18 protein-coding genes are annotated in these 20,091 nt (G+C 65.0%); 8 read left to right on the top strand and 10 right to left on the bottom strand.

The genetic code is table 11. From position 1 onward, the window contains the following. Positions 1 to 22: 22 nt before the first annotated feature. Positions 23 to 1,033 carry a carbon-nitrogen hydrolase family protein gene (locus J2R80_RS26095; RefSeq protein WP_076834510.1) on the bottom strand — a complete coding sequence of 337 codons (1,011 nt, stop codon included), beginning with the start codon at positions 1,031 to 1,033 and terminating at the stop codon, positions 23 to 25. 207 nt (positions 1,034 to 1,240) lie between these two features. Here J2R80_RS26095 and J2R80_RS26090 point away from each other — a divergent pair, with 207 nt between their 5' ends. The 3 genes from J2R80_RS26090 (at position 1,241) to J2R80_RS26080 (ending at position 4,260) form a co-directional block, all read left to right on the top strand. Beyond that, positions 1,241 to 2,197: a helix-turn-helix domain-containing protein gene (locus J2R80_RS26090; RefSeq protein WP_253639697.1), complete on the top strand. Its 957-nt coding sequence runs from the start codon at positions 1,241 to 1,243 to the stop codon at positions 2,195 to 2,197. 163 nt (positions 2,198 to 2,360) lie between these two features. Beyond that, entirely contained in the window at positions 2,361 to 2,714 is a 354-nt protein-coding gene (locus J2R80_RS26085) for a PilZ domain-containing protein (protein WP_076834516.1), read from the top strand. A 124-nt stretch (positions 2,715 to 2,838) separates the two neighbouring features. After that, complete coding sequence (locus tag J2R80_RS26080; RefSeq protein WP_253639696.1) at positions 2,839 to 4,260, top strand: MFS transporter; 1,422 nt, start codon at positions 2,839 to 2,841, stop codon at positions 4,258 to 4,260. 84 nt (positions 4,261 to 4,344) lie between these two features. Here the strand turns inward: J2R80_RS26080 and clpA are convergent, their stop codons facing one another. Together clpA and clpS are read right to left on the bottom strand one after the other, a co-directional pair. Continuing rightward, positions 4,345 to 6,750 carry an ATP-dependent Clp protease ATP-binding subunit ClpA gene (clpA, locus tag J2R80_RS26075; protein ID WP_076834521.1) on the bottom strand — a complete coding sequence of 802 codons (2,406 nt, stop codon included), beginning with the start codon at positions 6,748 to 6,750 and terminating at the stop codon, positions 4,345 to 4,347. Positions 6,751 to 7,006: 256 nt separating this feature from the next. Continuing rightward, on the bottom strand, positions 7,007 to 7,339 hold the full coding sequence (gene clpS / locus J2R80_RS26070; RefSeq protein WP_038385792.1) for an ATP-dependent Clp protease adapter ClpS: 333 nt from the start codon (positions 7,337 to 7,339) through the stop codon (positions 7,007 to 7,009). Here clpS and J2R80_RS26065 point away from each other — a divergent pair. Both J2R80_RS26065 and J2R80_RS26060 read left to right on the top strand, forming a co-directional pair. After that, positions 7,332 to 7,508 (top strand): hypothetical protein, encoded by a 177-nt coding sequence (locus tag J2R80_RS26065; RefSeq protein WP_156436563.1) that lies wholly within the window; start codon positions 7,332 to 7,334, stop codon positions 7,506 to 7,508. The two genes, clpS and J2R80_RS26065, sit on opposite strands and share 8 nt — an antisense overlap. Positions 7,509 to 7,853: 345 nt before the next feature. Then, a complete protein-coding gene (locus tag J2R80_RS26060; RefSeq protein WP_057020815.1) occupies positions 7,854 to 9,734 on the top strand; it encodes a pilus assembly protein in 1,881 nt (626 codons plus the stop codon). Positions 9,735 to 9,805: 71 nt separating this feature from the next. Here J2R80_RS26060 and J2R80_RS26055 read toward each other — a convergent pair whose 3' ends face one another. Further along, positions 9,806 to 10,144, bottom strand: a complete 339-nt coding sequence (locus J2R80_RS26055; protein WP_016844841.1) for a phasin family protein — start codon at positions 10,142 to 10,144, stop codon at positions 9,806 to 9,808. Positions 10,145 to 10,567: 423 nt separating this feature from the next. Between J2R80_RS26055 and J2R80_RS26050 the strand changes: the two genes are divergently transcribed. Beyond that, positions 10,568 to 12,361 (top strand): serine hydrolase, encoded by a 1,794-nt coding sequence (locus J2R80_RS26050; RefSeq protein WP_253639695.1) that lies wholly within the window; start codon positions 10,568 to 10,570, stop codon positions 12,359 to 12,361. Positions 12,362 to 12,599: 238 nt separating this feature from the next. Here the strand turns inward: J2R80_RS26050 and J2R80_RS26045 are convergent, their stop codons facing one another. The 4 genes from J2R80_RS26045 to J2R80_RS26030 all read right to left on the bottom strand — a co-directional run bounded on the left by J2R80_RS26045 (position 12,600) and on the right by J2R80_RS26030 (position 16,486). Further along, the gene (locus J2R80_RS26045) at positions 12,600 to 13,319 is read right to left on the bottom strand and encodes a DnaJ domain-containing protein (protein WP_141342909.1); all 720 of its coding nucleotides are present in this window, start codon (positions 13,317 to 13,319) and stop codon (positions 12,600 to 12,602) included. Between the two features lie 84 nt (positions 13,320 to 13,403). Further along, positions 13,404 to 14,141, bottom strand: coding sequence for a VWA domain-containing protein (locus tag J2R80_RS26040; RefSeq protein WP_253639694.1), 738 nt, complete (start codon positions 14,139 to 14,141; stop codon positions 13,404 to 13,406). An 89-nt stretch (positions 14,142 to 14,230) separates the two neighbouring features. Continuing rightward, the gene (locus tag J2R80_RS26035) at positions 14,231 to 15,172 is read right to left on the bottom strand and encodes an alpha/beta hydrolase (protein ID WP_057020818.1); all 942 of its coding nucleotides are present in this window, start codon (positions 15,170 to 15,172) and stop codon (positions 14,231 to 14,233) included. 390 nt (positions 15,173 to 15,562) lie between these two features. Next, complete coding sequence (locus J2R80_RS26030) at positions 15,563 to 16,486, bottom strand: division plane positioning ATPase MipZ (protein ID WP_253639693.1); 924 nt, start codon at positions 16,484 to 16,486, stop codon at positions 15,563 to 15,565. A gap of 280 nt (positions 16,487 to 16,766) precedes the next feature. Here J2R80_RS26030 and panC point away from each other — a divergent pair, with 280 nt between their 5' ends. Both panC and J2R80_RS26020 read left to right on the top strand, forming a co-directional pair. Next, positions 16,767 to 17,618: a pantoate--beta-alanine ligase gene (gene panC, locus J2R80_RS26025; RefSeq protein ID WP_076834533.1), complete on the top strand. Its 852-nt coding sequence runs from the start codon at positions 16,767 to 16,769 to the stop codon at positions 17,616 to 17,618. Positions 17,619 to 17,759: 141 nt separating this feature from the next. Next, positions 17,760 to 18,506, top strand: coding sequence for a hypothetical protein (locus J2R80_RS26020; RefSeq protein WP_076834535.1), 747 nt, complete (start codon positions 17,760 to 17,762; stop codon positions 18,504 to 18,506). 43 nt (positions 18,507 to 18,549) lie between these two features. Here J2R80_RS26020 and J2R80_RS26015 read toward each other — a convergent pair whose 3' ends face one another. Next, positions 18,550 to 18,990: a DUF1489 family protein gene (locus tag J2R80_RS26015; protein ID WP_028336418.1), complete on the bottom strand. Its 441-nt coding sequence runs from the start codon at positions 18,988 to 18,990 to the stop codon at positions 18,550 to 18,552. A gap of 138 nt (positions 18,991 to 19,128) precedes the next feature. Beyond that, on the bottom strand, positions 19,129 to 20,076 hold the full coding sequence (locus tag J2R80_RS26010; protein ID WP_253639692.1) for a hypothetical protein: 948 nt from the start codon (positions 20,074 to 20,076) through the stop codon (positions 19,129 to 19,131). Between the last annotated feature and the right edge of the window lie 15 nt (positions 20,077 to 20,091).

The following is a 20,091-nucleotide window of genomic DNA, read 5'->3' as shown; positions in this document are numbered from 1 at the left end:
CCTCCCGTTGGATGTCGTGCTTTCAGCTCGCGGCCGCGTCGATCTCCTCAAGGCTGTCGAGCGGCAGCGCGAAATGCTCGACGCGCTTCGAGGGCTTCTTGTTCAGCAGCAGACGCGTGACATCGGGGCGCGAATAGTGCCCGGCCGGATCGGCGGCGTTCTTGGCGATCCCGATCGCGCCGAGATCGATATCGGCGAGCAGCAGGCCCTCCTGCTCGGGCGGCAGCTTCTCGGCGATCGAGCTGCCGTCCGGCCCGTAGATCGCGGCATGTCCGCCGCCGACATGCAGCAGCGCGTGCTTGTCGTCGCGGTCGCACATCTCGTCGACCATCGCCTGCGAGACCGTGGCGCAGGGCGCCAGCACGAAGCACGAGCCTTCGACCGCATAGACCCGCGAGGCCGCGTTGTTGACCTCCCAGCCGAGCGCCGGCGCGAACGGATCATACAGCGAGAAGCTCGGCCAGGCCGCGACATGGACCTGCTCGTTCTGGGCGTACATCGCGTATTTCGACAGCGGCTGCAGATGCTCCCAGCAGCACAGCGCGCCGAGCCGGCCGATGCCGGGACGGTCATGCACCGCAAGATCGCTGCCGTCGCCTTCGCCATAGACGGTGCGCTCGGCATGGGTCGGCCGCAGCTTGCGCCGCTTCGCGATGGTCTCGCCGTCGGGTCCGATCAGCCATTGCGCGAGGTAGAGGCTGCCGCCGTCGCGCTCGGACAGGCCGAGCACCGCGGTCATGCCGGCCTTCTTGACCGCGAGCCGCAGCTTCTCGGCCTGCGGGCTGTCGTAGCTCAGCGAGTTGTCGAAATAGCGCTGCACGAAGCCGCGCCCGATCGCCCAAGCCGGCGAGTCCAGCCAGATGTACCAGGGATAGCCGGGGATGAAGGCCTCGGGAAACGCGATCAGCTTCGCCCCTTTGGCGGCGGCCTCCTCGATCAGCGCGATGGACTTGGCGATGGAGGCGTCGAGGTCGAGCCAGGCAGGTGCGGCCTGCACCACCGCAACGCGGTATTTCGGATGTTCGATGCCCATGATGTCCTCCTCGCGGCCGACGCTTGCGGCCGGTTCGTGCTTGATCGGCCATGGCGGCCTCTGACATCATGCTGCCCCGGGACCGGGCACGCCGTTCGACCAGGACGGAAGGAAAATTCGACTGCGGAGGAGATTCCCCGGCCGTCCCAGGTATGAAGCTTGCTTTGTTTGCGTGGCCAGCGTTTGCACTCGTGAAGGGAGGAGATCATGCCGGCCCTGTTCACCACGGAAGACGCGCCCACCCATCGGCGCCTTGCGCTCTGGCAGGACATCGTCTGCGACGTGTTCGTGCAGCTCGACTGCAAGTCCGATCTCGGCACCGCCTTCCACGGCGCCATCACCAGCGCGCAGCTGGGCGCGGTGAAATGCTCCCTTGTCTCGTCGAGCCGGCAACGGGTGCTGCGTACGCCGTCGCGGATCGCACGCGCCAGCGAGGATTTTGTTCTGTTCGCCCTCGGCCGGAGTGGCGCGGGCGCCGTGCTGCAGGACGGCCGCGAGACCGTGATCCAACCGGGCGAGTTCGCATTCTACGATACCACCCGGCCCTATGAATTGCGCTTCAACGCCGACTTCACGCAGACCATCTTCCAGGTGCCGCGCGCCATCCTGCACCGGCGCTTCGCCGGCACCCAGGGCTTAACTGCGACCACGTTCACATCGGATCGTCCCGTGCAGCGGCTCGCCTGGCAGTTCATCGCGGGGCTCTCCGAGATCGCCGACAAGCTCGATCCTGACAACGCGATCCGCCTCGCCGACCAGGCCGCCGACCTGCTCGCGATGGCAATAAGCGAGCGGCTCGGCGGCGCCGCGCTGCCCGCCTCGACCCACCGCTCCGCGCTGCTCTACCGGCTGAAGGCGCATGTGCTTGCGCATCTGCCGAACCCCGAGCTCAACCTCGCCGAGACCGCCGCCGCGCTCGGCATCTCGCCGCGCTACGTCAACAGCCTTTTGGCCGACGAGGACACCTCGTTCCAGCGCTTCGTGCTGGCGCAGCGGCTGGAGCGCTGCAAGCGCGACCTCGCCTCGCAGGCGCACGCGCATCGCCACATCGGCGAGATTGCATTCGCCTGGGGCTTTAACGATCTCTCGCATTTCGGCCGCGTGTTCCGTGACCATTACGGCCTGTCGCCGCGCGACTGGCGGCAAAGCCGGCTGCCGAACTAAAGCTTTTTCGAGGGAAGCCATAGGTCTCTTGCGGCGCAAAATAGCCGGGAATCCACGCCCTCACGGATGCAAATATTTACACTAACTGCAACGGGTTCCCCGGCGCCCTTCTTTTCGCTGGGGCGGACCGGTACAGTCGTGCCGTTCATTTGGAGGATTTCCCATGCAGGACCGGCGCCAGAACGTACGCGAGAAGGTGTTCTATGGTGCGGTTGCGGAGATCAATGAACGCGGCTCGACGATGGATTGCGTCGTCCGCAACATCAGCGAAGGCGGTGCCTGCGTTGAATTTAGCGATGCCGCGCACTTGCCCGAAGAGATGAATCTCAGCGTCGCACGCAAGGGCCGCTCGTTCCTGGCCCGCCTGATCTGGCGCCAGGCCAACAAGGTCGGCCTCGCCTTCCGGATCATGACCTCCGACACGCCGGTCAGCGATCTCGACGAGCGGGTCCGCCGCAGCGAGATCAAGAAGCGGCAGCTACAGCGGCGCATCAACGAATTGCTCGGCCAGGGCTGAGCCGCCTCGGCTCGGAGCCTTCGTTTCCGTCGCGGCCGGCATCCGGCATTCGGGGTTGCAAAGGCCGGGCTAATCCAGCATGCGGTAATCCCCGCAACGCCGGAACCGAGAGCCCCTCCACGACATGTCGTCCGCGATGACAGAGCATCCCGACGGGCTGCCGCAGCCGCAGCGCAATTGGGCCGTTCTCACGATCGCGCTCGGCCTCGTGATGGCCGTCGTCGACGGCTCGATCGCCAACGTTGCGCTGCCGACCATTGCCCGGGATCTGAACGCCAGCCCCGCGTTCTCGATCTGGATCGTCAACGGCTATCAATTGGCGATCACGATCTCGCTGCTGCCGCTGGCCTCACTCGGCGAAATCATCGGCTATCGCCGCGTCTATCTGGCGGGGCTGTTGCTGTTCACGCTGGCCTCGCTGTTCTGCGCGCTGTCGCACACGCTGCCGCTGCTGACAGTCGCCCGCATCCTGCAGGGGTTTGGCGCTGCCGGAATCCTCAGCGTCAACACCGCGCTGGTCCGCTTCATCTATCCGCATTCGCTGCTCGGCCGCGGCATCGGCGTCAACGCGCTGGTGGTCGCGATCTCGGCCGCGGTCGGTCCCACCATCGCCTCGTTCATCCTGGCGGTCGGGACCTGGCCGTATCTGTTCGCCATCAACGTCCCGCTCGGCATCGTCACGCTGGCGCTGGGCTGGCGCTTCCTGCCGCACACCAGGCCGGCGGTTCACGCCTTCGACTGGCAGAGCGCCGCGATGAGCGCCATCGCGTTCGGGTTCGGCATCAGCGCGATCGATAGCGCCGGCCATGGCGGGTCGCTGTATCTCTGCGCATTGGAGTTCGCGGTCGCCGCGGTCGCCTCGCATTTGCTGTACCGGCGGCAGCAGCATCTGCCCTCGCCGCTGCTGCCCGTCGACCTGCTGCGGATTCCGATCTTCGCGCTCTCGATCGGCACCTCGATCGCCTCGTTCTGCGGCCAGATGCTGGCCTTTGTCGCGATGCCGTTCTATCTGGAAAATCATTTCGGATATTCGGCGGTTCAGATCGGCCTGTTGATCACGCCTTGGCCGATCGCGGTCGCGTTCGCCGCCCCGCTCGCGGGCTGGCTGGTGGAACGCTATCCGGCCGGCCTGCTCGGCGGCATCGGCCTGCTGCTGTTCGCGACGGGATTGGGCACGCTGGCCCTGATGCCGGCCAACGCGACGCCGGTCGACGTGATCTGGCGCATGGCGCTGGCCGGCGCCGGCTTCGGCCTGTTCCAGACCCCGAACAACCGCACCATGATCGCCGCCGCCCCGCGCGAGCGCTCGGGCGGCGCCAGCGGCATGTTAGGGACCGCGCGCCTGCTCGGACAGACCATCGGCGCCGCTTTGGTGGCGCTGCTGCTGGCTCGCTATCCGGCTGACGGCACCCGGATCTCGCTGATGGTCGGCGTCGGCTTTGCCGTCGTGGGAGCTGTGCTCAGCACACTCCGGCTGTCCTCGGCCGGCAGCCGCGGCGCCGACCGGGTGCGGGTCCAGGAGGGCCAGCGGCTGAAGGGCGAGTGACGGCGCGGAGACGCGCCTCCCACCGCCAGAAACAAAAAGGCCGGCTGTTCAGCCGGCCTTTTCGTTTGGTTGTTCGCTCGCGCCTCAGACCTTGACCATCGGTCCCTTTGAGGCCGGCCCCTTGGTGCCGCCTCCGCCGCCGTTGGGACCGCCCTTCGGCGGCTTGCGCTTGCGCGGCGGCAGGTTCTCGGGCTTCGGCGTGACCGGGCCCTCGACATATTCGAAGCCGATCTTGTCCTTGGCGGTCGCCTCGTCCTTGACCAGGATGACGCGGACGTGTCCGCCGCCCTTGAGCTGACCGAACAGCACCTCATCCGCGAGCGGCTTCTTGATGTGCTCCTGGATGATGCGCGCCATCGGACGTGCGCCCATCTGCTCGTCATAGCCGTGCTCGATCAGCCAGGCCTTTGCAGGCTCGGACAGCTCGATCGTGACGTCGCGGTCGGCGAGTTGCGCCTCGAGCTGCAGCACGAACTTCTCGACCACCATGCCGATCACCTCGGCATTGAGGTGCGAGAACGAGACGATCGCATCCAGCCGGTTGCGGAACTCCGGCGCGAACTGGCGATTGATCGCTTCGTGATCGTCGCCTTCCCGCTTCGAGCGGGTGAAGCCGAAGGCCTGCCGCGCAAGATCGGCCGCGCCGGCATTCGTGGTCATGATCAGGATCACGTTGCGGAAGTTGACCTGCTTGCCGTTGTGGTCGGTGAGCCGGCCATGATCCATGATCTGCAGCAGCACGTTGTAGAGATCCGGGTGCGCCTTCTCGATTTCGTCGAGCAGCACGACGCAATGCGGATGCTGGTCCACGCCATCGGTGAGCAGGCCGCCCTGGTCGAAACCGACATAGCCGGGAGGTGCGCCGATCAGGCGCGACACGGTGTGCCGCTCCATGTATTCGGACATGTCGAAGCGCAGCAGCTCGACACCGAGCGACGCCGCCAGTTGCTTGGCCACCTCGGTCTTGCCGACGCCGGTCGGACCCGAGAACAAGTAGCTGCCGATCGGCTTCTCCGGCTCGCGCAGGCCGGCTCGCGCCAGCTTGATCGACGCCGCCAGCGACTCGATCGCCTTGTCCTGGCCGAACACCGTGCGCTTCAGGGTCTGCTCGAGATGCTTCAGCACCTCGGCATCGTCCTTCGACACGCTCTTCGGCGGGATCCGCGCCATGGTCGCGATCGTGGTCTCGATCTCCTTAATGCCGATCGTCTTCTTGCGCTTGCTCTCGGCGACCAGCATCTGCGCCGCGCCGGACTCGTCGATCACATCGATCGCCTTGTCGGGCAGCTTGCGGTCGTGGATGTAGCGCGACGACAGCTGCACCGCCGCCTCGATCGCCTCGTTGGTGTATTTCAGCCGATGGTAATCCTCGAAATAGGGCTTCAGGCCCTTGAGGATCGCGATTGCGTCTTCCACCGTCGGCTCGTTGACGTCGATCTTCTGGAAGCGCCGCACCAGCGCGCGGTCCTTCTCGAAGTGCTGACGGTATTCCTTGTAGGTGGTCGAGCCCATGCAGCGGATCGTGCCCGAAGCCAGCGCGGGCTTCAGCAGATTGGACGCATCCATCGCGCCGCCGGAGGTGGCGCCGGCGCCGATCACGGTGTGGATCTCGTCGATGAACAGGATGGCGTTCGGATGCGCCTCCAGCTCCTTCAGGACCTGCTTGAGCCGCTCCTCGAAATCACCGCGATAGCGCGTGCCCGCAAGCAGCGTGCCCATGTCGAGCGAGAACACGGTCGCGGCCGCCAGCACTTCCGGCACATCGCTGTCGACGATGCGCTTGGCGAGGCCTTCGGCAATCGCGGTCTTGCCGACGCCGGCTTCGCCGACGAACAGCGGGTTGTTCTTCTGGCGGCGGCACAGCACCTGGATCGCACGATTGATCTCGGCATTGCGGCCGATCACCGGATCGATCTTGCCGTCGCGCGCCTTCTTGTTGAGGTTGACGCAATAGGTCTCGAGCGCCTCGCCCTTCTTCTTGGCGTCCTCGTTGCCCTTGGTCTCGGTTTCCTCGTCGACGCCGCGCACCGGCCGCGCCTCGGACACGCCGGGCCGCTTGGCGATGCCGTGGCTGATGTAGTTGACGGCGTCGTAGCGCGTCATGTCCTGCTCCTGCAGGAAGTACGCGGCGTGGCTCTCGCGCTCGGCGAAGATCGCGATCAGGACGTTGGCGCCGGTCACTTCCTCGCGACCGGACGACTGGACGTGAATCACCGCGCGCTGGATCACGCGCTGGAACCCGGCGGTCGGCTTCGCGTCATCGGCGCCGTCAGTCACCAGGTTTTCGAATTCGGTCTCGAGATAATTAACGAGGCTGGTCCTGAGCTTGTCGAGATCGACGCTGCAGGCCCGCATCACAGCCGCCGCATCCGAGTCATCGATCAGCGACAGCAGCAGATGTTCGAGCGTCGCGTATTGATGGTGACGCTCGTTTGCGATCGCCAATGCACGGTGCAGCGACTGTTCAAGGCTTTGGGAAAAAGTTGGCATTCGCGTCCTCTATGGCCCCCTGCCATCATGATCGCCATTACCGGGTCAGGCAATAACAACCTTCGTGATCGCCTTTGATATAGTTACGACGGATCGTGGCGAAAGACCGGTCCCGCGATGATGGTTTTCTTCTAAATTCGGGGCATCGGGGCGTCGCGCGGCGACGCCCGTGATCGTACGGGAACGCCGTTCACCATCAAAATCCGCGATGCAAGACCCGTTCCGCGCCTCGCGGCGGGTCAGTCGTTCCAGCGACCTATTTCTTTTCCATCACGCACTGCAGTGGATGCTGGTGCTTGCGCGCGAAGTCCATGACTTGCGTCACCTTGGTCTCGGCGATCTCGTAGGTAAAAACGCCGCACTCGCCGATCCCGTGATGATGAACGTGCAGCATGATCTTGGTCGCCGCCTCGGCGTCCTTGTTGAAGAATCGTTCCAGCACGTGAACGACGAACTCCATCGGCGTGTAGTCGTCGTTCAGGATCAGGACTCGGTACAGGTTCGGACGCTTGGTCTTCGGCTTGACCTTGGTGATGACCGAGGTCGACGGGCCGTTGCCCGTCCCATTGCGGTTGTCATCATTGTTCATTTTCGGCGCCGGCGCGGCGGCCACCGCCGGCATCGACGAAACCGGCTCGGAAATCGGGACTGTCAACGTGGATCGCAACATGGCTCAGGCGTTCGAATTCCCCAAGGGAAACCGGATGGCGGGAAACCGGATGGCAATTGGATGGTGGTCGCGATTGCCGCAAGACTGATCGCGGAACCCCCAGCAATGCTTTCCAGATTGCCGCTCCCGGTCCGATCCGGCGGCCGGATCGACTTCCCGAATATGGGCCTCGCGAGGCCCAGCCGCAAGCGCAGACCCGGCGCGGCCCACCGGTCCGATTCCGGGCGCGGCAACCCTCGGAAGGTTAATCATTTCTGCCCGATTTGACAAAGGAGTCGGGCGGCCAATTTAGACGCCATTGAGGATAGCGAGCGCTTTTGCCCGGCTTTTGAGCCTCCCCCGCGCCGCCCTGCCGGGTTTCCCGCGCCCGATTCACCATCTGTTTAGCGGCGCCGGTCGAGATGCCACCGCAATCCATTTCGACGAGAGTGCCATGCTTGGTTCAGCCATTTCCGATCGCGTCTGCGCGGTTGCTCGCCGGTTTTCCAGGGCAAATAACGGCAATGTCGCGGTGATCTTCACCTTCGCAATGCTGCCGCTCCTCGCTTTCGTGGGAGCCGCGATCGACTATACCCGCGCCAACAACGCCCGCTCCGCGATGCAGGCAGCCCTCGATTCGACCGCGCTGATGCTGTCCAAGGATCTGACCATGGGCAACATCACGGCTGCGGATATCCCGAGCAAGGCGCAGACCTATTTCACCGCGCTTTACACCAATAAGGACGGCCAGGGCATTTCCGTCACGGCGAACTACACCACCCCGACCTCGAGCGCGGCGGCCACCATCCTGCTGGGCGGATCCGGCCACATCAAATCCGATTTCATGCAGCTGGCCGGTTTTCCGACGCTGGGGTTCAAGAGCTCGACGACCACCACCTGGGGCAACGTCAAGATGCGCGTCGCCCTCGCCCTCGACAACACGGGATCGATGTCGGACGACAACAAGATCACCGCGCTGCGCAACGCGGTGGCCGGAACCGGCGGGTTGATCGACCAGCTCAGCGCGCTGAGCAAGAACAATGGTGACGTCTATATCTCCGTCATTCCGTTCGAGAAGGTCGTCAATGTCGGCACCAGCAATGTCGGTCAGAGCTGGATCGACTGGACCGACTGGCTCAATCCCCCGACCACGCAGCCCGCCAACGGCACCATGCAGGCAAGCCTGCCGATGAACTGGCACGCGGTCGGACCCGGTGCGCGATGCCCGTGGACCAACAACAACGGCGGCTTCACCTGCCAGAAGAGCCCGACAAATACGGGCAGCGCGAACTACATCCCCTCGAGCGGGACCTATTCAGGCTACATCTGCCCCAGCGTCGATGCGAACTCCTACACGCGCTACAATGGCTGCTGGGTGAGCACGCAGGTCGGCACCGGCGTGTTCTGCAGCGGCTCGACGTCGTGCAGCTGTCCGAAGAATTCGTCGGGTAACGATGTCTCCGGCTGCAGTTGCGGCACCTCCGGCGGCGTCTATCAATGCACCGGCAAGCTGTATACCCACGACTGGACGCAGCCCGGCCCCAACGACACGGCCGACAATCAGGGCCAGCCCCGGGTCAGCGCCGTCGTCGGATGGACCAACAATCAATGGACCTCGACCAACCAGATCCCCACCGTGAAAAACGACTGGCGGCAAGCGTCCACCAACCCGATCGGCAACTGGACGGGCTGCATCGCCGACCGCACCCAGCCGAATGATGCGACCGGCGTGCTGCCGGCGTCATCCGACGTCACCACGCTTTTCCCGGCCAACGAGCTCTTTGAGAACGGCTACTCCTACTGCAGCAGCAACTCCTCGCCGCAGCTCGAGCCGATCATTCCGTTGAGCTACAACTGGACCGCGCTCAAAAATGCGGTCAACGCGATGCAGCCGACCGGCGGCACCAACCAGGCGGTCGGCCTGGCGTGGGCATGGCAGTCGCTACTGGTGGGCGGCCCGTTGAACACGCCGGCGGAGGACTCCAACACCACCTACAACCGGGTCATCATTCTCTTGTCCGACGGTCTGAACACCGAGGACCGCTGGCCCGAATACGGCGACGGCCGCACGCAGGCCTCCGGCAACCCGATCGACGCCAGGCAGGCCCTGCTGTGCCAGAATCTGCAGGCCGCGAAGGACTCCAGCGGCCAGCCGCTGTACACGATCTACACGATCCAAGTGAACACGCACTCGCCCGCCGATCCGACCTCGACCGTCCTGAAGAATTGCGCCAGCACGCCCGACAAATTCTTCATGCTGACCAGCTCGACCCAGATCCTGACGACGTTCAACACGATCGGAACCGCCCTCAGCAAGCTGCGGCTGGCCAAATAGTCCCCGCTTCAGGCACAGCAAAAAAGCCCGGCCAAACAGCCGGGCTTTTCGCTTGTCTTGGTCCGCTGCGCTTACTGAGCAGCGGGCGCGAACTTGGAGACCAGACCCTCATAGGGCTTGAAGGTCTGCTTGGCGCAGTCGCTGTACAGGCCGGCGATCTTCTGCGATTCCGCAACGAAGGTCTCGTAGGACGAGCGCAGGTACTCGGTCTGCGCCTCGAGCGCCTTGTCCAGCGACTTCACGCCCGACAGCTTCTCGACGAACGACTTGGTGTCCTCAAAGGACTTCTTGGCATAGTCGCCATAGGCGGTGGCGATGGCCTGAACGCCGCTCTGCAGGTTGTTCGCCGACGCGGTGACCGACTCGAAATGCTCTTTGCCGTAGTTCTGAATGTCTTCGATCTTGACCATGGATGGAATTCCTTTTCCCAGACTTGAAGGCGCAAATTCCCATTGCCGGGAAGCTCCCGGCCCCCTGACGCCGATAGCCATATCGCATCGCACAATAGAGTCAACGAATATTGTGCATCGCACAATCCCACAACCCCGAATCTCCGGCATTCGCGATAAACCCCGGAGGACTACGCAACGGTTGCTTAATCTTTTGGAAACTCGGTCCGCCTAACCTGATTCCCGGACTTTGTTCGCCTTCCGACAGACAGCCTCGAAAGCTGTTTGTGAACAACACCTTAGCTAGAAGAGCGACCTGAGCCGCCACCTCGGCCGATGGTTCTGCCCGAAGTGGTTTGTTGCGCAGGCAAGGATCGATGGCCGCCGGGCACAATTTCGCCTCACGAGCCAGTGATCTAGATAGAAATTGGGACGGGGAAGTAGATGCTTCGAACAACCTTGGCCTCCTCGCGGGCGCTGCGAGTTGGCGTTCTTGGGCTCGTTACCGTCACGACGGCGATCCTGATCACGAGTGATAGCGCCGAGGCGCGCCGTCACCGGCGCCACTACGCCCGTCACCACCACAGCCAGGAAGCGCGCGAGAGCTACAGCCCGCAATTCGCGTCGATCATCGTCGACGGCAACACCGGTTCGGTGCTCACCGCCACCAGTCCCGACGGCTTGCGCCACCCGGCCTCGCTGACCAAGATCATGACGCTCTATCTGCTGTTCGAGCGCCTCGATTCCGGGAAGATGAAGCTCGACACCGAAATGCCGGTGTCCGAGCACGCCTCCGAACAGGACCCGACCAAGCTCGGCCTGCGGCCCGGCTCGACCATCAAGGTCGAAGACGCCATCAAGGGCCTGGTCACCCGCTCGGCCAATGACGCCGCGGTCGTGATCGCCGAGGCGATCGGCGGCAGCGAAGACGATTTCGCCCGGATGATGACCCGCAAGGCCCGTGCGCTCGGCATGAGCCGGACCGTCTATCGCAACGCCTCCGGCCTGCCCAACGATGAGCAGGTGACGACGGCGCGCGATCAATCGACTCTCGGCCGCGCGATCCAGGACCGCTTCCCGCGCTACTACCGCTACTTCTCGACCTCGGTGTTTAACTTCCGCGGCCAATCGATCCGCAACCACAACCATCTGCTCGGCAACGTCGAGGGCGTTGACGGTATCAAGACCGGCTACACCCGCGCGTCCGGCTTCAACCTCGTGACCTCGATGCGCCGCGGCAATCGCTTCCTGGTCGGCGTGGTGCTTGGCGGCCGCAGCGGCGGCTCGCGTGACGCCATCATGCGCAACCTGCTCGCCGAGAACGTCGGGAAGGCCGCGACCACCCGCACTGCCGCAGCGATCACCGAACGCAATCCGGCCGACGCCAATGTGGAGGTCGCCGACGCGGATAATGCGCGCGCGCCGGACACCTCGCCCGTCGCGGCATCGGAGCCCGCCGCTGCAGCTGCCGCGATCCAGGCGCCGCGCCCGGCCAGCAAGCCCTCGCTGATGGCGGCGGCCGCCGCCGCGCTGCCGCCGCTTCCGGCCAAGCCGGAGCCGCAGGCCAAGCCCGAGCCGGCGCCGCTGACCTCAGGCGTGATCCAGACCCAGCCGATCGCCGCGATCCCCGGCTCGGCTGAACCGATGAAGCCGGTCAAGGTGAAGACGGTGCAGGTCAAAGCCGGCCAGATCAAGCTCGCCGCGGCCGGCCCGGCGCAGTCCGCGCCTCCGATCACCAACACGATCCCCTCGCGCGGCGAGGTCCCCGAGACCTCCAATGCGATGATGGCGCGGGCCGCCGAGACCTCGAGGCCGGAAATGCCGCCGCAGCCGGCCAATTTCGGCACCGGCAACGGCATCCTCGGCGTGCTGCCGGCCTCGGCCGTCCATGCACCCGCTACCCCGGCGCCACAGGCCGTTGCGTCGATCGAACCCGCAACCCGCAGCGTGCAGGCCGCTCCGCCGACCAGCTCAGCAAAGCCGAGCACCGCGCATACCGGCTGGATCATCCAGGTTGGCGCGCTGGAGTCCGAGGGCGAAGCCAACAAGCGCATCGACCTGGCGCGCAGCTCGGCCCGCGGCCTACTCAGCAAGGCGGACCCGTTTACCGAGGTCGTCGCCAAGGATAATCGCAAGCTCTATCGCGCCCGTTTTGCCGGCCTCGAGCGCGATCAGGCCGAGGCGGCTTGCAAGACGCTGAAGCGCGCTGAGATCTCCTGCATCACCGTTCGCAACTGATCGTCAGCATCTGCTGATTTCGAACGGCCGGCGCCGCAAGCGCCGGCCGTTTTGCTTTTGCCGCCGCGAAAACAGCCGGCCGTCCGCGAGCGGCGCAACCATGAAACTTCTCGTCAAGATTTTACGGTTAAGTTTTCCCGAAAGAGCGATCGGCCACGCCGGACAGCGGCGGGCCAACGGGGCATCAATCAGAAACGGAAGGCAGCTCTCGGCTGTGGCGTTGGTGGCGTAGCCGGAGTTAGAGATGCGTGCGAAGCAGAGTGTCCTTGGCCTCGTTCACACGGGCCGCGAGGTACGTCGAGCCCCCCTGGTCGGGATGGAGTTTCTTCATCAGGGTACGGTGAGCCCGGCTGATGTCGTCGCGCGTCGCTCCCGGCTGCAGGCCAAGGATCTGATAGGCCTCCTCGTTCGTCATTTTGCCGCCCGACGCCGCACGGCCCTGCCCCCGTGCCCGGTCGCCCTGTGCGTCCTGACGCCAGGCGGGAAAGCGGCGGTCCAGATAGCTTTCAAGTAGCGCGACGCTCTCGGCGTCGAAGCTCGGGACCATCGCCAATAACTGCGACAGGTCGAACTCGTCGAGCATGCGGCCGGCCTGCGGTCCGGCCACGATCTGGCCTCTGAGCACGCCGCTGCCGTGATCGAGGGTCATATCGAGATATTGCGAGCGCACCCGCGAGCTTTGTCCCTGGCTGCGCGAACCGCCGAACATGCCGCCGAGATTGGGAAATCCGGTGCTTCCGAACGGCGACCAGCCGAGCAGTCCGGCGCCGAAAATGCCGAGCGGAATCGCCACCGCCAGTTCGCCCCGTACGCCGGTAAAGGCCGCGACCGCCAGCGCGAGCACCCCGCCACCGATCTTGATCGCGCGCGCAAGCACGGCCGGATTGGCCGCACGAAACATCTGCAGCGCGGAATAAAGGACGACAACGGCGACGACGCCGGCGATCAGGGTTGGCATATCCGGAATATAGGCGGCCCGGCGGCAAAAAGCATGCGAAGCTTCGTCTCACCGGCGTCAGGCGGAGCCTGACGCGACGCGGCGCTATTTCATCTGGCCGATCAGCTTCGCCGCACCGCTCGCGGTCTTGGCCAGCTGCAGCAGCGCCTCGCGGCCGCCGGCGGCATAGGCTGCGGCGGCACGCAGCAATTCGCGGAGCTGCGCGGCCGCGCCGGGATCGAACCTGCACCATGCCCCGCCGGTCAGCCGCGCGATCTCGCGAAACGTCAGCTCGGCGGTCGCATCCCTGCCCTCCTGGAACATGAAGACCGGCACCTTGAGCAGGCCGAGCTCGCCGGCTTTGGCGCAGAGATCGTCGGCACTCTCCTCCATCGCGTCGCCGACGAACACCAGCGCGCGCACCCCGGCCTCGACTGCTTCGCGACGCGTCTCGGACAGCACCTTGCCGATCTGGGTGTTGCCGCCCTGGCAATCGATCTTGCTCATCAGCCGCGCGAGCTGCGCGCTGTCAGAGATCCAGCCCGACGCACGGCATTCATTGAAGCCGCGATAATAGACGAGGCGGATATCGAGACTGCCGAGCGCGCCGGCCTCGCGGAACATGTCCGCCTGCAGCGTGCACGCCATGTCCCATGTCGGCCGCCGGCTCATCGTGGCGTCGAGCGCGAACACCAGCCTGCCGTGGGCGCCGGCGCGATGCGGCGACATCGCCCGCGCCTTGGCGACGAATGCCGCGATGTCGTTCGCGCTTGCCGGCACGCCAGGCGCATGGGCCGGGCGTACATCGCTTCCGGATGTCGGTTTGATCGTCTTGCCGGCCATCAGCGCTTGCCTCGTACAGCAAACACTATGTGGGCCGCGGCAGTGGATTGGTCAACGTGAGAGGCCAGCCTGGACCGCGAGCCGCCCGGTCAATTCGTGACCGACGGATCCTTCTTCGTCTCGGTCTTGGTCAGCGAGAGCGACTTCTTGAGCTTATCGGTCAAGGTCTGAGGTTTCTCGACCGGCACGTAAAGCGAGACGGGACCGGGCTCCAGAATCTTCGGCGGCGCATTCCTGGTGTCGACCGGCGCGACAGCGCTGTCGGTATCGGCGAGGAATTTATCGAGCATGGCCTGGATCGAGTCCTTGGCCTTCTCGGGCCCGGTGTCACGCATGTCGTTGTGCTGGAAGTTGGTGTTCACCACGGTGATGCCGGCCTTCTCGCATTCGTCGGCATCGGGAACGACGCCCGGATCCGGCTTGAACTGCGAGTCATGCGAACGGAACGACAGGATCTTGAACTTGCCGTCGGTCATGAACGGCACGCGCAGATTGTCCAGCGTCACCACCTTCTTGATCTCGTCCGGATATTGCTTGGCGAAATACATCGCGATATCGCCGCCATTGGAATGGCCGACCATCGTCAGCTTGCTGTAGTCCGCGTTCGGCTTGCGCTTCTTCATCTCCTCGATCGCGAACTTGATGTTGGTGATGCCGCGCTGGTACTGCGGCAGGCGGCCGACATAGAGCTCACCGACCTTGGTCACCATCGGTCCGTCCGACGGCAGGTCGTTCTGAATGCTGATGGTCAGATAGCCGCGCGCCGCGAACACGTTCGCGAGGAAGGAATATTCGGTGAATTTGACGGTATTGCCATGATTGAGGATCGCAACCGGCAGCGTGATCATGCCAGCGTCGGCCTGCATCTCCTTGTCGAAGCGCACGGCAACGTCGACCGCGACCGGCCGCTCATCGCGCGTCGGGTCCTTAAACATGAGAGTTTCATGACGGATCGCCCACTTGCTCGCGGTGAAATAGGCCGCCGTGATCACCACGGAGAGAGAAAGCAGAACGAGAATTCCACGCTTCATGACGTCCTCGAGGTGCCCGCCTTTTCAGGGCTATTCTTGGCCGGAGACTCTTCGGCCTCCTTTTGAGAATATATGTCACAGCGCTGTGACAGGAAGTCTAAAAGTTGGGACTTCGCAGCACGTTCATTGTGCGGTGCACACAACCTTTGTGCATTCGCTTCTGGCGCCATGGCTCTGCGGCACGATAATACCTCAAGACCAACCGACGGGGAGCGGAAACGCGGCTGGCTTGGGAAAACCGGATCTCGCCAGCTTTGTTCCGGCATATTGGCGACGGAGTGGCCGAAAACCCCGCAAGACTACCGTGCTTCTGGACGGGCCAGGAAGTGACGATAGTCACTTCCTGGACGCCCGACGCCCTGGAACCTGCCAGAAGGAGTGCCCGGCGGTCTAGCCGCCGATGATGTCGTCGACTTCCAGCGGCTTGTCGACCTGGCTGAACCATTCGGCCCGGTTGGCGGCCCTGCGGCGGCCGCGCTCGTCGAGCGGCAGCTTGAGCTGGCGCAGCAGGCTCATCACCTCCTCGCGGGCGGTGACGTGACCGAGGCTCGGGCGGGTGCCGAGCGTCGCCTCGTCGATGTCGTCGAGCGCCGTCAGCCCGCGCGGGAAGAATTCGCGATAGACCACCCGCTCGGCAAAGCCGTCGACCGCACGGAACCCGAGCCGCAGCGACAGCTGTTTCAAGCCGTCGGCCACCAGCTGCTTGTTGCGCGAGCCGAGCATCGACAGCCGGTTGCGCACCACGATCCAGTCGGTCGAGGCGCCATCGAGGCGGCGGCGCTTGCGTCTGGTGTCGCGCACCATCTCCGCATAATGGCTCTCGCCGGTCACCGCGTAAGTCGCGGGATCGACGGTGCCGAGCACGTCGAAATCGAGGAAGCTGTCGTTGATCGGGGTTACCAAAGTGTCGGCCATCGAATGCGCGAGCCGCATCAGGTAGCTGTCCGCGCCCGGGGTATCGATGACGATGAAATCACAGGCGCGTTCCACCGCGCTCACAGCGGCCATGAACTGCTGGAATTCCGCGTTCTCGTTCTCCTCGATCTGCATCGTCTCGCCGTACTTGATGCAGTGGTGTGCCGGGAGCTCGAGGTCGAGCCCGGTGCGTCGCGCCCAGGCCTGGCGATTGCTGATGTAGCGGGTGAAGCTCTGCTGGCGGCAGTCGAGATCGATGCTGGCGACGCGTTGCCCGGCCTTCAGCAGCGCGACGGCGATATGCAGGGCGGTGGTCGACTTTCCCGATCCACCCTTCTCGTTGCCCAGCACGATGACATGTGCGGAGCCGGATTGACCCTGACGAGCCTGCACCAACATGATTCAAATCCCCGCAATGATCTTCAAAGCGAGCGCCGCTGCGGTCAAGTGAAATGCATCGCTGCGACAGGAAATCGAGTGCGGCCGTGCTGATGAATCGATCAAGCAAGACTGCTGCGTCGATCGGCGGCTTTGATCCGCGCACGTTCGAGATCGTGTAAGGCTTATCGGCCGGTTTGCCGATCGTGGTTCGGACTTGGTAAGCTGCGTGACCTGCCGAACGCCAACCCGTCCCGCCCAGATTCGTTCCCACCCGGATTGCCCCACGAGCCGAGACCAGATGCCGAGAAATCCCACCGTCGTCCGTACCGTCCCCGCCCTTCGTCGCGCCGTCGACACGCTGCGCGTCAAGAAGGCAACCGTCGCGCTGGTCCCAACCATGGGAGCGCTCCATGATGGCCATGTGTCGCTGGTGCGGCTCGCCAAGCGCCGCGCCAAGCGGGTCGTCGTCTCGATCTTCGTCAACCCGACCCAGTTCGCGCCGACCGAAGATTTCGGCTCCTATCCGCGCACCTGGAAAGCCGACGTCGCCAAGCTCGCCGCCGAGGGCGTCGACCTGATCTGGCATCCCGAGGTGAAGGCGATGTACCCGGACGGCTTCGCCACCAGGATCGTGCCGGAGGGGCCGGCCACCGCCGGGCTCGAGGATCGCTTCCGGCCGCATTTCTTCGGCGGCGTCGCCACCGTGGTCGGCAAGCTGTTCACCCAGGTCCGGCCCGACGTCGCGATCTTTGGCGAGAAGGACTTTCAGCAGCTCCGGGTCGTCACCCAGATGGCCGCGGACCTCGACCTCGGGGTCAAGGTGATCGGATCCAAAACGGTGCGCGAGCGCGACGGTCTCGCGATGTCGTCACGCAACGTCTACCTCTCGCCGGAGGAACGGCGCGCCGCCCCTGAGCTTCACCGGGTGATGAAGCAAACGGCCGGCCGCCTGCGCGCCGGCGAGGATACCGCGACCGCAATGGCTGACGGCGCCGCGGCGATCACCAGGGCCGGCTTCGTGCTCGATTATCTCGAAGTGCGCCACGCCGCCTCCCTGGCGCCGATCGGCTCGCCGAAGGACGGCCCGATGCGGATGCTGGTGGCGGCAAAGCTCGGCAGCACGCGCCTGATCGACAATATCGCGGTCTGAGACCGGACCGGAAAAGTGTGAAACGGTTCATGCGCAGAGAGGATGCGAGCCTGTAATGAGGGCTCGGCCTCATCTGTGCGGCCGGGTGCTTGCGCCACGCTCGCGACGCATGGATGATCGCGCCTTTCAAGGGCGATCGGAATGAACCATTACTTCAGGCAAGGCATTGTTCTTGGCATCGCGCTGCTGGCCGCGGCTGGGGCGCAGGCACAGACCCGGCCGCCGGTCGGCGGCGTCAATTCGGCGCCCGGCGCCATGATCTTCTACGTCGCGCATGGTGCGCCTGATGCCTGCGGCCCCGGCTGCTCGAACTGGATCGCGGCCGAAGGCGCGGTGCAATGGGACACCTACAAGCGCCTGCTAGCGATCCTCGACCGGCAGAACGGACGCAAGCTGCCGGTGGTGATCAATGTCAAACCGGGCTCCGACCTCACCGTCGCTGCCAGCCTCGGTCGCATCCTGCGCGGTCGCGGCATCGATGCGGCGGTGGCGGCAACCGAGGTCGAGGCATGCAACGGAAAACCCGAGGAGGAATGCTTTGCACTGAAGCGGCCTGGCGGCCCGCTGGATGCGAAGGAAAAGCTCTCCGGTGTGCCCTGCGAGCTTGCATGTGTATTGATGCTTGCGGGCGGCGTGCATCGTAACCTGCCGCCCGGCAACCGCGTCATCCTGACCGCAAGGATGCAGATCTACGACCGGCTCGCACCCAACGTCTCTGCCGAGCACCGCGAAAGCCTTACCACAATCTTCACCGATCAGTTCCGGAGATATCTCAGCGAGATGGGGATCGGCCATGAACTGTTCGACGTCACCGCCGACAGGGCGGGTGGCCGTTATGTCGAGGTCCCGGCCTCAGAATGGGCTCGGCTGCATCTCGTGACCCAGTGATCCCGGATCACTGCCGTTCGATTGCTCAGAGCAACCCGATTGCTTACAGCAAGCCGAGGTCGCGCAACTCGCGGCGCATCGGCTCGGGCATCGATGCCACGCTGGCGGCGCTCGACTTGGTGAGATCGGCCGGCGCGGAGTCTGCGGTCAGGTAGCGCCAGCCCTGGAACGGCCGCATCGGCCGCGGCGAGACCGCGATCACCTTGGGCTGCATCACCAGCCGGCAGCGTCCGATGCCGTCCTTGTCGCGGAACGGCTCGATGGCGATGATCTTCTCGCGCGCGGCGATCTCGCCGCGGATCACCCAATAGAGCGAGCCCCCGGCAAGGATCTCCTCCTCGCGCTTCGGCGTCATCCGCGTGATGTGGACGTGACGGAGCGGCAGGCCCTTTTTCTTCGCGGTCGCCATCCGTTCGGCAACCCAGCCCTTGAGTTCCTTGACGGAGTCGCAACCGACGGCGAGCTTGATGAGATGAAGCGGCATGCGCCGGATGTAGCGGCCGGCGAGCGCTTTGAAAAGGGAGCGCTCTCCGCGGCGGTGGATATCGGGACTAGAGCGCTTTTCGAGCCAAACGAAGCCGGAACAGCGCAACGACGGCGGCTCAAGCCGCCCTCATCACGCTCATTGCTCGTTCGCAGCCGCCGGTGCGCTGGTGGCGGCAGGAGGCGACGCCGGCGCGGCCGGGGCCGGCGCGATCTGGACCGGGCGCTTCGCCGCCGGCGGACGCTTCGGGGCTGCGGCGGGCGGCGCGGCGGCGCGCGCGGCCGGCGCGGGTGCGGCGGCGGCCGGCTTTGCCGGCTCGGGCGTCATGATGCTGACCGGCGGCGTGTTCGCTGAGCTCGGAAACTCCGCATTGGTCGGCTTGCCGGTGGGCAACGACTGCGGCAGCGCCGCGACCAGGCCGGAGGCAGCCGATGCCTGGGCGCCGGCCGGCGCGTTCCACGACCCTGCGTAGCGCGTGATCAGGTTCTCGTAGGTCCGCTCGTTCATGTTGGTGATGATCTGATGGTTGTCGCCGAGCGAGCGGAACGCGGGGCACGCGGTCGGCGTGCAGTGGTCGCGCGCCATCAGCGCATAGGCGACCAGGCCGTAGCGGTCATGCTCGATGGCGCGGCGCAGCGCCTGCAACTCGGTGGTCGAATTGCGCTCGGCGGTCGCGAGGTCGCCCAGCGCAGTCAGGCGCGAAATCTGCGCCGCCGCGTAGCTGACCGCCGCTGCCGCCGTATCCGATGAACCGAACAGCACCTTCTCGCAGGCGTTGAGAACGGCGTCTCCGGCGAGATCGTCGACGCAGGCCAACGCCGGCACCGTCTGGCTGGCCAGTTGCGCAGTCCGTGTCTCGGCCGGCGCCGCCTGCCCGCCCGGGCCGAAGCCACGGATCGTCGCGGCCACCGCAACCGCGATCGACAGCAGTGTGATCACGGTCAGCGCGCCGTTGGCGACGGATTTTTCCGCGCGCAGCAGCGTGACCAGAACGACGATCCCAAAGAACCCCGCGGCGGCCAGCGTCAGCCACATCGGGAAGGTCGGTGAGCGCCAGATCTGATCCAGCGAGGAAGCCCAGTTCATGCGCGATGTCCTCAA

Origin of the sequence: Bradyrhizobium sp. USDA 4541, assembly GCF_024171085.1 — a bacterium.
Classification (GTDB): Bacteria; Pseudomonadota; Alphaproteobacteria; order Rhizobiales; family Xanthobacteraceae; genus Bradyrhizobium; species Bradyrhizobium australafricanum.
The sequence above is the reverse complement of the archived record's forward strand: the minus strand, read 5'-3'. Positions and strand labels throughout refer to the sequence as shown.

What these genes read in the sequence shown, in the direction of transcription:
- J2R80_RS26050 (WP_253639695.1), top strand. Translation starts at nt 10,568, where the DNA reads ATGCTTCGAACAACCTTGGCCTCCTCGCGGGCGCTGCGAGTTGGCGTT.
- J2R80_RS26085 (WP_076834516.1), top strand. Translation starts at nt 2,361, where the DNA reads ATGCAGGACCGGCGCCAGAACGTACGCGAGAAGGTGTTCTATGGTGCG.
- J2R80_RS26095 (WP_076834510.1), bottom strand. Translation starts at nt 1,033, where the DNA reads ATGGGCATCGAACATCCGAAATACCGCGTTGCGGTGGTGCAGGCCGCA.
- J2R80_RS26045 (WP_141342909.1), bottom strand. Translation starts at nt 13,319, where the DNA reads ATGCCAACCCTGATCGCCGGCGTCGTCGCCGTTGTCGTCCTTTATTCC.
- J2R80_RS26080 (WP_253639696.1), top strand. Translation starts at nt 2,839, where the DNA reads ATGTCGTCCGCGATGACAGAGCATCCCGACGGGCTGCCGCAGCCGCAG.
- J2R80_RS26040 (WP_253639694.1), bottom strand. Translation starts at nt 14,141, where the DNA reads ATGGCCGGCAAGACGATCAAACCGACATCCGGAAGCGATGTACGCCCG.
- panC (WP_076834533.1), top strand. Translation starts at nt 16,767, where the DNA reads ATGCCGAGAAATCCCACCGTCGTCCGTACCGTCCCCGCCCTTCGTCGC.
- J2R80_RS26010 (WP_253639692.1), bottom strand. Translation starts at nt 20,076, where the DNA reads ATGAACTGGGCTTCCTCGCTGGATCAGATCTGGCGCTCACCGACCTTC.
- clpA (WP_076834521.1), bottom strand. Translation starts at nt 6,750, where the DNA reads ATGCCAACTTTTTCCCAAAGCCTTGAACAGTCGCTGCACCGTGCATTG.
- J2R80_RS26055 (WP_016844841.1), bottom strand. Translation starts at nt 10,144, where the DNA reads ATGGTCAAGATCGAAGACATTCAGAACTACGGCAAAGAGCATTTCGAG.
- J2R80_RS26090 (WP_253639697.1), top strand. Translation starts at nt 1,241, where the DNA reads ATGCCGGCCCTGTTCACCACGGAAGACGCGCCCACCCATCGGCGCCTT.
- J2R80_RS26035 (WP_057020818.1), bottom strand. Translation starts at nt 15,172, where the DNA reads ATGAAGCGTGGAATTCTCGTTCTGCTTTCTCTCTCCGTGGTGATCACG.
- J2R80_RS26060 (WP_057020815.1), top strand. Translation starts at nt 7,854, where the DNA reads ATGCTTGGTTCAGCCATTTCCGATCGCGTCTGCGCGGTTGCTCGCCGG.
- clpS (WP_038385792.1), bottom strand. Translation starts at nt 7,339, where the DNA reads ATGAACAATGATGACAACCGCAATGGGACGGGCAACGGCCCGTCGACC.
- J2R80_RS26015 (WP_028336418.1), bottom strand. Translation starts at nt 18,990, where the DNA reads ATGCCGCTTCATCTCATCAAGCTCGCCGTCGGTTGCGACTCCGTCAAG.
- J2R80_RS26030 (WP_253639693.1), bottom strand. Translation starts at nt 16,486, where the DNA reads ATGTTGGTGCAGGCTCGTCAGGGTCAATCCGGCTCCGCACATGTCATC.
- J2R80_RS26020 (WP_076834535.1), top strand. Translation starts at nt 17,760, where the DNA reads ATGAACCATTACTTCAGGCAAGGCATTGTTCTTGGCATCGCGCTGCTG.